Consider the following 10,300-nt stretch of genomic DNA (forward strand, 5'->3'; position numbering starts at 1 on the left):
GTTATTTATTTCGCATGACGTTTTGCAAATTCCGCTTTTGCTTCTTCGAGATATTTTACGAAGGCATCCACGTCTTCTTTTGGATCATAACCATAGCCCTTTTTCGCCAGCGGCTTACCTTCCAGGTCTACCGGGATGTAATAAGGCTGTGAGTTACGGTTGAAGTTTGTTATCTCTATATCCTGGTTTCGCTGACCTACGTTATTCACCTTTTCACCGGTTGTTTTAGACACATACTTCTCTTCATCCGGCAGGGAGGTTTTCTCATCTGTATACAGGGAAGCCACCACAAAGTCGTTGCGCAGTATTTTCATTACCGCAGGGGCGGACAATACTGATTTCTCAAACTTACGGCAGTTTACACAAGTGTGGCCGGTAAAGTCGAGCATCAATGGTTTATTGGCCACCTTAGCAGCTTCCAGCGCCTCTTCATAGTTGAAGAACAGGTTTTCCACACCGGGGATTTCCGAATGCAGGATGTCTACCAGTTTCTTTGGTTTTACCAGGTTTATATTGCTGCTGCTACCAGCACCGCTTCCTGCGCCACTTTCCAGGGATGCTTGTATATCAACCAGTGATTTATTAAGATTAAAATCCTGTGAGCCTTCATGCGGCAGGAATCCGCTGATCCCTTTCAGCGGTGCGCCCCACATACCGGGCACCATGTAAATGGTGAAGGTGAAAGTGGCAATAGCAAAACAGAGACGGGTAACCGTGAGGAAAGGCACATCACTGTCATGGCTCAGCTTCAGCTTTCCTACCAGGTACAGCGTGAGCAGCGCAAAAATGGCAATCCACAGTGCAAGGAATATTTCCCTGTCCAACAGGTTCCAGTGATAGGCCATATCCACATTTGAAAAGAATTTCAGTGCCAGCGCCAGTTCCAGGAAACCAAGCGTTACTTTCACGGCATTCAGCCAGCCGCCGGATTTACCGATCTTATTCAGCAAACTCGGGAATAGGGCAAATAATGAAAATGGTATAGCCAGTGCCAATGAGAAACCAAACATTCCTACCAGCGGTCCGGAGTTCCCTCCTTTTGCAGCCAGCACCAGCAGGTTCCCTAAAATAGGACCGGTGCAGGAGAAGGACACAATGGCCAGGGTGAGCGCCATGAAGAAAATACCTAACATGCTGCCCATACCGGCTTTGGAGTCCGACACGTTGGCCCAGGAACTGGGCAGGCTGATTTCAAAAGCCCCCAGGAACGAGAATCCAAACAACAGGAAGATCACAAAAAAGAGCATATTGGCAATACCATTGCTGGCCAGTGAGTTCAGCGCACTTGCCCCGAATATTTTGGTGATCAGGAAGCCCAGCAAAGTATAAATGACAATAATGGACAGGGAATACGTAAATGCGTTCTTAATACCCTGCGCCCTGGTTTCACTGCGCTTGGTGAAAAAGCTCACCGTGATGGGTATCATGGAGAATACACAAGGCGTGATCAGTGCAATAAATCCGCCGCCAAAACTGGCAAGGAAGATCCACCACAAAGATTTATTGGAAGCGTCATCATCTGCCACGTCATCGCCGGCGGCGGATGCGCCTGTGGTATCTGCAGCTGCCTTGGCAGTGGCCGGCGCTTCTACGGGTACACTGAAAGTAGTTTCTTCCGGTACCGCATCTTCTCCTTTCAACACCATATAGGTAATGGCGCCGGAAAGTTTTGAAACAGGGCCGGTAGCTTTTACTTCTGCTACCAGTTCCACTTCGTTCTCAAAATATTTGATTTCGAGATTATCGAATAATGGTTCTTTACGGTTCTCCAGTTTGCCATTTTCCGTGATGCCGGTAATGGTGGCTTTAATACTGCTGTCCAGCGCTACCCTTGTATTTGGATCATCGTTTCCCATGGTGGTGGAAAACAGGAGCCAACCTTTATCTATGGTGCCCTTCAGATGCAGCGCATATTCCTGGTCATTTTTCTTTTCCGCAGAAAACTGCCATTTAACAGGCTTCGGGTCTGCGTCCTGCGCGTTTGCACGGAATGCAAACAGGGCAAAGACAGGTATCAGAAATGAAAGCAAATGCTTCATATAGTCAATAGGCTTTAAATAATATAAATCTGAGAAAACAAGAAACGAGTTCCTTTTGAGGAACTCGTTTTGCGAGTATTGTTACCGGTTACCGGATTCAATTTATTTTCCTCCAACACTTACCGCAAATTCTATTTCTTTCGGAGGCAAACACTGATGATCGTCGCACACCATAAATTCCACTGTACCTTTTACTTTGGTAGCGGCTTTACCTTTTACGGTTACTTTTTGTACGAAATCGACAGTGCTTTCGTAGAATTTCAGTTCTGAGTTAAAGTTTTTGTCGAACGACTTATGCAATTTGCCTACTTCTTCCACTTTTCCTACAGAAGCGGCCAGTGGATTTTTGGCGAACTTAAACGAGGTAGGTACCGGGCCTTCTCCTGCTTCCTGTGCATACAAATGCCAGCCGGCATCGATAGTGGCGGTTGCGTGTACTTCGTAGGTAGTGGCATTCACCTTCTTTGCTGTAAAGCTCCATTTTACCGGGTTCTCTATCTGCGCGCTTGCCAGGATAGGCAGGGCAAATAAAACCAGTGCTGTTAATAATTTTTTCATGCTTTTCTTTTTAATTGGTTGGTTGATTTGATCTATCTAGTTATTATTAATAAGACTTTGTAAAATCAGCTGTCCGTCTGTATTTCCCAGGGCGAGGCTGGTAGCTCTTTCCGGGTGGGGCATCATACCAAAAACATTTCTTGCTTTGTTACAGATGCCCGCTATGTTACGGATGGCGCCGTTATGATTAGCAGTTTCAATAATGTTGCCAAACTCATCGCAGTAGCGGAATAACACCTGGTTGTTTTTAAACAGCTCATCCAGGGTGGCGTCGTCTGCATAGTAACGGCCTTCTCCGTGTGCAATGGGGATCATTAATGGCCTGCCTGCAACATCTTTGGTAAGGGATGCAGTGGTATTTTCGCTTTTCAGGTATATATTTTTGCAGATGAACTGCTGGTGCTGGTTCTGTAATAATACACCTGGCAGCAAACCGGCTTCGCATAACACCTGGAAACCGTTACAAACACCAATTACACGGCCACCTTTGTTGGCAAATTCAATCACACTCTGCATCATAGGGCTGAACTTTGCAATAGCGCCGCAACGCAGGTAGTCGCCAAAGGAAAAACCGCCGGGTAATACAATGCAATCTTCTGTACTGAATGCGCTCAGGTCTTTATCCTTATGCCACAGTTCTATAACTTCCTGTCCCAGGTCGTTACGCAGGGAATCAATCATATCATGATCACAATTAGAACCGGGAAAGGTGACAACGCCAAATTTCATCTGAAAATGTTTTGTGTTTATGTGTAAATAATGCTTTTAAAAAACGTTTTCCCCACATTTTTGCCACCATTTTTACGAATGACAAAACTAATGGGAAAGGACAAAATTACTTCGCCGTTCGCAATTTTCCATTGCCGTTTGTCCTGATTTAACAAAATACTGGTAATCAGGCCCTTAAAATGAGGAAATTAACTAAAGTATTGCATAACGATCACATATGCCAGTAAAATGAAGTGAATAATATTGGCAAATGTGTCGTTGGTGACCGACCAGAATACGTTGCCGGCAAACATGGAGACCGGCAAAACTGCCAGGACCCAGTACGCTGCCGAAAAGTGAATATTAAAGAAGGGTACCGTGATGGCTACCAGTACATATATGATCAATGCGGCCCATATTTTCCGGCCCTGTATCAGCATTTTCTTAAGCGGACGCTGCAACAACAACCACCCGATCACGAAAAAGAGCACACATGCGATCATAGCGCCCCATACCTTATAATCACTGATCATAGGCAGGGAGGCTCCCATGTTCGGGATCTTGCGGAGCAGGGTCATCTGGTTGGTAAGAAAAAGATAGGTGCCCATCAGGTACAGTGGGCAGATCAGCCCCAGCACGGCAATAATCCACTCCGCCAGCCGGAAAGCACGCATAATGAGCATACTGGCCAGCAACAGGAAACAGAATATAACCGACGGGAAGTAAAAAAGCCCGCTTACTCCCAGGGCAAAGCCGATATTAAATACCACATCCCGCGCGGAAGTACGTGTATACAACTCCGTTATACTGGTAAATACCCATAGCATAATCAGGTTTACGATCAGTGCCGGCGAAAATACATTCCAGCTTTGCAGCATGGATGTAAACAGCAGGTAGCACATGGCCGGCAGGTAAGTAGGCTTTGGAAATAACCGGTGATGATTAATGATACGGGTAAAGAGCAGCGACTGTAAAAACAGCAGCAATATTGCCAGCGATGTAAATACCAGCGGGCTACCGCCGGTAAAGGTGGCCATCCATTTCACCAGGAGGTGATACAAAAGTCCTTCTGATCCGTCTGCCATGTAGGTGGATGGATGGATCAGATAGTAAAACTTAACAACCAGTGTGTATATTAACAACAGCAATACCGTTAACGGATTGCCTGAACGGAAAAATTTTATCACAGTGCAAAGGTGTGATTAAAAGTCAATTTTAGCAAAGCAAATATAATTCCTGTAAATGCATGGTATCACCACAGTACGGGCGCTGATTTGTTTGCCGTACCGGGGCATCCAGGTGAAACCCTTATCCAGGTTACGCAGCGTGGGCATGCGATTCACTTTACCTCCGGGGGCCAGGCTAACATCTGTTAACATATAACTTCTCCTGTCCAGTTCATTATACAGAAAACGTAATTCGCTGCCCACGTTTACCATCAGGTAAGACAGGTACAGGTCTGCATTATCATCAAACTGGCTTTTATGTACAAAGTTGTTCCACTGCATGTTACCCTCATCATCAAAGGAAAGCACGGCTACATTGTCGTAATGATAGCGTAATCCCTGTGAATTGTTCCAGTAATAAGGGTTGTAATACATGGAAGAATAGGGTGAGTAATAGTAAGGGGCATACATGCCGCCATAAGGACTGCCATACATATAATTCCAGCGGTTCCATGGCTGGTAGCGGGAAGAGGTGGAAAACGATTCTGCTGTGAGCAGGAATCCGCCGTTGCTGGTGTTAATGATCTTACGGATGAAGTAATCATTAAAAGCGGCATTGGTACTGGATTCGCCCCGGGCATTTACTTTCAGATCGTCGGGGAATACCTGCGATTTCTCATATACGGCTTTATAGTTGGCATAGTCGTATTTATACAGGTAAAGCCCTTCCACGTTGCCCCTCTTCTGTTTATAGTAAAAAGCGGTGACAAGCGCCGTTTGCTTACTGTTATCCAGCTTCATTTTCACTTCATCCAGCAACTGTGCCTTGAGCGCCATCGGGGAAACCTCAAAGCTGTCTACCAGCGGGCGTTTCACTACCATACTTCCACTGATCACATAGTCGCGGTTGGAGGTGCGTTCCAGTTTATTAAAGATCAGGTCGCCGGTGTTGGTGAGGTTAAAGTTGCTGAGGAACTGTCTTTTCTGCATGGGCATAGACAGGCGGCTGTTGTTCACCAGGCTCATGGCACTATCGTACAGGAAAGTATAGAAAATATTGTTATTCTCGTTATCCTGGTTGATCTTATACACCATAATACGGCTCTTGTCTTCCGATACTTCCACAGAATACACCTTGTTCTCTTTGGAATACATACCAATGCGGGTAGAATCGATCAGGAGGGGCGCATCTGCAAACCTTGCATCCGGCGACATGGTAGCGCAGAAACTATACACGGCATCTTTACGCTGGAACTGGTAAATCATCAGCACTCTGTCGGGATAGGCCACAAAGTCCATGCTGATCACTTTACGTGGCAGGAAGTCCAGTTTCACCCTTTCTTTCAGTTGCATCGCATTATCATAAACAGACACCACATAGTCGCCGCGGTCTGTTTTATACACTAGTATATTGCCTGCTACCTTACCAATGATCTCAAATTCGGTGCTTTTATAGTCATCCTTCTCCGGTTCAGAATAGGTTATCTTCTGTGCCATTGCTGCTGTGCCGGCGAAAAGCAGCAGCAATAATAATTGTAGGCGGTATAGCGTATGCATGCGGTAATATAGATTTCAGATTATTTTTATGATAATGCAGATGGCTCGTTTGTTGATGCCATTTTCAAACTTACATTAAAATTCAGAAATTAACTTGTCTATTTAAAGCCAGTAAGTCCTGCTTTTACATAAATTCCAAAAGGCCCGATTTATTGTGTATTTTTATTAAATTATTTTTTAAAAGCAGCTATTATTGAATGGATACCGTTATTATAACCGGTGGCACAGGACTTATAGGGACGGCATTAACCCGGCTGCTGCTGGAGCGCGGCTATAAAGTGATTATCCTCACCCGGCGCCCTGATAAACGCAGCAACGGAAATGTAACATACGCCCATTGGAATGTAGAAACACAAACTGTAGATAAGGAAGCCATTCAACAGGCAGATTATATAGTACACCTGGCAGGCGCCAATGTGGGCGGGAAACGCTGGACGGCGGCGCGTAAACAGGAAATTATTGACAGCCGGACCCAAAGCAGTGAACTGATCTTTACCGCGCTCAAAAACTTCCCCAACAAGGTAAAGAAGGTGATCAGCGCATCGGCAACCGGGTTCTATGGCGAGTATTCAGATCATACCTTCACAGAAACAGATCCCCCGGCTACGGATTACCTGGCTACTACCACCCATGCCTGGGAGCAAAGTATTTCCAAAGTGACCGGTCTTGATAAAAAGCTGGTGATTTTCCGGACAGGCATTGTGCTCAGCAAGGATGGCGGCGCCTTAAAGGAATTTTACAAACCGCTGCGCTTTGGATTTGCCACCATACTCGGATCCGGCGAACAGTTTGTTCCATGGATACATATCCATGATATTGTACGGCTGTACTTCAACGCCATTGTAAACGACCGGCTGGAAGGGATTTACAATGCAGTAGCCCCCAACCCCGTTACCAACCGGGAACTGATCATCAGTATGGCCCGGATGGCAAAAGGCAAAAGCTTTATGACCACCTATGTACCTTCTTTTGCCCTTAAACTGGCATTGGGGGAAATGAGTGTGGAAGTGCTGAAAAGTGTAAAGGCTTCTGCCGACAAAATACAACGGACCGGTTTCCAGTATTCTTATCCTACCATCAACGAGGCGATGGAGCAGCTGTTTAGCCGGTAACGGTTTTTTCCATAGCAGCCGCTTTCAGTAAGCACTCTTCCCATTCCTTTTCGGGATCGCTGTAAAAAGTGATAGCAGAGCCGGTCTGGAAAGAGAGGTAACGGTTATCTGCATTATACAGCATACTGCGGATCACCACGTTGAAGTCGAAATCGCCTGCCGGCGTAATATATCCTATGGCTCCCGAATAAAGCCCACGGCGGGTTTGCTCATACTGTTCAATCAACTGCATCACCCTGATTTTTGGCGCCCCCGTCATAGAGCCCATTGGGAAAGCATTACGCAATACTTCTGTGAAAGGCGTTCCGGGCGATAGCTGTGCAGAAACGGTAGAAATCATGTGATGCACCTGCGCAAAAGAATAGATGCCAAAGAGTTCCGTTACTTCCACTGTTCCCTGCATGGCTGTGCGCGACAGATCATTGCGTACAAGATCTACCACCATTACATTTTCCGCGCGCTCTTTTGCACTGTTCAACAGGCCCTGTTGCAGCTGCTGGTCTTTAACTGGATCCGGATCTTTCCTGCTGGTACCTTTAATAGGCTGGGAGATAACGGTATTCCCCTCTTTCCGGATAAACCGTTCTGGGCTGGAACAAGCCAGGTAACATTCACGCAGGCGGTAATAAGCAGCGAAAGGGGACGGCGATAAGTTATTCAGGCGGGTGAATAAAGCCGGGGGATGTATACTTATATTCTCCGCGAAGTTTTCGCGACAGAAATTTACTTCGTAGCAGTCGCCCTGCAGGATATGCTGCTGCAGGTTTTTCACTGCAGCAATATAGCGTTGATGATCCAGGCGGCTTTGCAGTGGCTGCGCTGCGGAAGTAACCACCCGTGTTGTACCCGGAGGTGTATGTAAAACGGCAGTGAGTATTTCCTGTGCGTGTTCCCGGGTGAAGGATTCCCCGCCGATATGTACCTGGTCATTTTGCAGTTGTATGATCACGCGGGGCACGAAGAAGTGCATGTCCGGGAATCCTATCCCATCATAATGCCGGGATTGAAGACCTGGTACTGTTTCATTCTTAAGATCGTAGGCAAGGTGCCCGAAGAGCCAGTCGCCATGCGTTTGGTGAAATTGCTGTAAAGCGGGAAAAGCGTTTCCGGCGTTTATTTCGAGGGTATACAATGCGTCTGCGGCAAGTACGGCTTCATACCGGTGCCATGGGGAAGGGTAGTTATTATTGTCTAAAAAACAACAAATGTTGAACTGGTTTCCCCAATCCAACATTTGTTGCTTAAATATTTTCTGATTATCAACCGGAAAAGTGTGGAAAATCCTGATAACAATCGTGTTTTTTATGCTTAAAAATCATCATCGTCGTCATCAAAACGATCGTTGAACAGATCCATGTCTTTAAATTCATCGTCGATACCCAGGTCATCGTCATCATCGGTTTTCTTGCCACCTGTGCTGGGACGGCCGCGTTTACCCTTTGACTTAGGCATGTCAAATTCTTCAAAATCAGGATCATAATCATCATCCTCTCCTTTTTCCCAAGCATCATCCATGTCGTCATCATCCTCTGCATCGTCATCGTCATCCTCGTCGTCGTCTTTGCGTTTGGATTTGGATGCAGACTTATCTGATTTCTTTGAGGCAGATTTGGAAGGTTTCACATCTTCATCCTCTTCCTCATCATCATCGTCATCCACCTCTTTCTTAGGCTTGGCCGCAGCTTTGGGAGCGTCTTTTGCAGTCTTAGGAGAAGTAGTTTTTTTGGTCTCTTTCTCTTTATCAGATTTTGATTTCATAATAGGTTACCTTATTTCTTTGCCGTAAAGTTTTAATAGTTTTTTTTATTCGCCAAATTTTTTTTGCTGTTTTTTTTCCTTACTTTTTGCTTCTACTTTTCAAGGATCTGATCGCGTCCGGGTCCGTTGGAAACGTATTTCACGGGAACCCCCAGGTAAGTGTCTACGGCTGCAACAAATGCTTTCATTTCCGCTGGTAACTCGTTGAACTGCTGGCAGGTAGAAGTTTTATCACTCCATCCTTTAAACGTTTCCCATACCGGTTTAATGTCCAGACCGTTAAGCTGGAAGGGCAATTGCTTTGTTTGTTTTCCGTCAATTTCGTAAGCGGTGCAGGCGAGCACTTCGTCAAATTCGTCGAGTACATCGCTTTTTGTCATTACCAGTTGGGTAACGCCGCTCAGCATGCAGGTATAGTTCAGTGCCACCAGGTCGATCCAGCCACAGCGGCGGGGACGGCCGGTTACCGCGCCAAATTCATGACCTGCGGCGCGCAGCTCCTCACCGGTAGCGTCGTGCAGTTCGGTAGGGAAAGGACCGCTACCAACGCGGGTGCAATAAGCTTTGGTAACGCCAATTACTTCTTTGATCCACTGTGGTGCAATACCTAAACCGGTACAAACGCCGGCAGAAATAGTATTGGAAGAAGTTACAAAAGGATAAGTACCAAAATCCACGTCCAGCATACTTCCCTGGGCGCCTTCGGCTAATACTTTTTTACCCGCTTTCAGTTGTTCATTCAGAAAATATTCGCCGCTTACCACGTTCATTTTCTGCAGGAAAGGAATCGCTTCGAAGAACTCAGTTTCCCAGTTGGCAATATCTTCTGAAAATTCATTTATATCGTACTGGCATAACAGCTGCAGGTGTTTCTGCTTCAGTTTCTCGTACGTAGCTTTAAAATCAGGGGATAATACATCGCCTACGCGCAAACCGTTTCTGCCGGTTTTATCCATGTAAGCAGGGCCGATACCTTTTAAAGTAGAGCCGATTTTATCGTTTCCTTTGGCTATTTCTGACGCTTTGTCCAGGGCACGGTGTGTAGGAACAATGATATGCGTTTTTTCAGCAATAAACAGGTTTTTTGTCAGATCTACTCCCAGGGCTGAAATATCTTCGCTTTCTTTTTTGAAAGCCACAGGATCCAGCACCACGCCGTTACCGATCAGGTTAATGGTCTTATCATGAAATACACCGGATGGGATGGTGCGCAATACTACTTTCTGACCGTTTACATACAAAGTGTGACCAGCATTTGGTCCACCCTGGAAACGGGCAATCACGTCGTACCTGCCGGCAAAATAGTCCACAATCTTACCTTTGCCTTCGTCGCCCCATTGCAGGCCTAACAAAACGTCTACCATAATGATTTAATTAAATATCGGAGGTTTGTTGCTTTAAA

The 10,300-nt window shown here is 46.0% G+C and carries 9 protein-coding genes; 1 reads left to right on the top strand and 8 read right to left on the bottom strand.

Annotated elements, in window-relative coordinates; translation table 11 throughout:
• Positions 1 to 5: 5 nt before the first annotated feature.
• The 5 genes from VN105_RS27200 to VN105_RS27220 form a co-directional block, all read right to left on the bottom strand.
• Positions 6 to 2,039, bottom strand: a complete 2,034-nt coding sequence (locus VN105_RS27200) for a protein-disulfide reductase DsbD family protein (RefSeq protein ID WP_325646195.1) — start codon at positions 2,037 to 2,039, stop codon at positions 6 to 8.
• Between the two features lie 102 nt (positions 2,040 to 2,141).
• Positions 2,142 to 2,597, bottom strand: a complete 456-nt coding sequence (locus VN105_RS27205) for a protein-disulfide reductase DsbD domain-containing protein (RefSeq protein ID WP_325646197.1) — start codon at positions 2,595 to 2,597, stop codon at positions 2,142 to 2,144.
• A gap of 36 nt (positions 2,598 to 2,633) precedes the next feature.
• On the bottom strand, positions 2,634 to 3,326 hold the full coding sequence (purQ, locus tag VN105_RS27210; protein WP_325646199.1) for a phosphoribosylformylglycinamidine synthase subunit PurQ: 693 nt from the start codon (positions 3,324 to 3,326) through the stop codon (positions 2,634 to 2,636).
• 188 nt (positions 3,327 to 3,514) lie between these two features.
• On the bottom strand, positions 3,515 to 4,390 hold the full coding sequence (locus VN105_RS27215) for a hypothetical protein (RefSeq protein WP_325646200.1): 876 nt from the start codon (positions 4,388 to 4,390) through the stop codon (positions 3,515 to 3,517).
• Positions 4,391 to 4,507: 117 nt separating this feature from the next.
• Entirely contained in the window at positions 4,508 to 6,028 is a 1,521-nt protein-coding gene (locus VN105_RS27220; RefSeq protein WP_325646202.1) for a hypothetical protein, read from the bottom strand.
• A gap of 197 nt (positions 6,029 to 6,225) precedes the next feature.
• On the opposite strand from VN105_RS27220, the gene VN105_RS27225 reads away from it, so the two are divergent.
• Complete coding sequence (locus tag VN105_RS27225) at positions 6,226 to 7,140, top strand: TIGR01777 family oxidoreductase (RefSeq protein WP_325646204.1); 915 nt, start codon at positions 6,226 to 6,228, stop codon at positions 7,138 to 7,140.
• Here the strand turns inward: VN105_RS27225 and VN105_RS27230 are convergent.
• The 3 genes from VN105_RS27230 to VN105_RS27240 form a co-directional block, all read right to left on the bottom strand.
• Positions 7,130 to 8,374, bottom strand: a complete 1,245-nt coding sequence (locus tag VN105_RS27230) for an anthranilate synthase component I family protein (RefSeq protein WP_325646206.1) — start codon at positions 8,372 to 8,374, stop codon at positions 7,130 to 7,132. The two genes, VN105_RS27225 and VN105_RS27230, sit on opposite strands and share 11 nt — an antisense overlap.
• Before the next feature lie 74 nt (positions 8,375 to 8,448).
• A complete protein-coding gene (locus tag VN105_RS27235) occupies positions 8,449 to 8,898 on the bottom strand; it encodes a hypothetical protein (RefSeq protein ID WP_325646208.1) in 450 nt (149 codons plus the stop codon).
• Between the two features lie 92 nt (positions 8,899 to 8,990).
• Positions 8,991 to 10,262, bottom strand: a complete 1,272-nt coding sequence (locus VN105_RS27240; RefSeq protein ID WP_325646210.1) for an adenylosuccinate synthase — start codon at positions 10,260 to 10,262, stop codon at positions 8,991 to 8,993.
• Positions 10,263 to 10,300 lie beyond the last annotated feature (38 nt).

Origin of the sequence: Chitinophaga sp., from assembly GCF_035564935.1 — a bacterium.
Classification (GTDB): Bacteria; Bacteroidota; Bacteroidia; order Chitinophagales; family Chitinophagaceae; genus Chitinophaga.

Bases quoted from the DNA above. Each gene is read 5' to 3' on its own strand.
- VN105_RS27205 (WP_325646197.1), bottom strand. From the start codon at position 2,597: ATGAAAAAATTATTAACAGCACTGGTTTTATTTGCCCTGCCTATCCTG.
- VN105_RS27215 (WP_325646200.1), bottom strand. From the start codon at position 4,390: ATGGCAGACGGATCAGAAGGACTTTTGTATCACCTCCTGGTGAAATGG.
- VN105_RS27240 (WP_325646210.1), bottom strand. From the start codon at position 10,262: ATGGTAGACGTTTTGTTAGGCCTGCAATGGGGCGACGAAGGCAAAGGT.
- VN105_RS27230 (WP_325646206.1), bottom strand. From the start codon at position 8,374: ATGTTGGATTGGGGAAACCAGTTCAACATTTGTTGTTTTTTAGACAAT.
- VN105_RS27225 (WP_325646204.1), top strand. From the start codon at position 6,226: ATGGATACCGTTATTATAACCGGTGGCACAGGACTTATAGGGACGGCA.
- VN105_RS27220 (WP_325646202.1), bottom strand. From the start codon at position 6,028: ATGCATACGCTATACCGCCTACAATTATTATTGCTGCTGCTTTTCGCC.
- purQ (WP_325646199.1), bottom strand. From the start codon at position 3,326: ATGAAATTTGGCGTTGTCACCTTTCCCGGTTCTAATTGTGATCATGAT.
- VN105_RS27200 (WP_325646195.1), bottom strand. From the start codon at position 2,039: ATGAAGCATTTGCTTTCATTTCTGATACCTGTCTTTGCCCTGTTTGCA.
- VN105_RS27235 (WP_325646208.1), bottom strand. From the start codon at position 8,898: ATGAAATCAAAATCTGATAAAGAGAAAGAGACCAAAAAAACTACTTCT.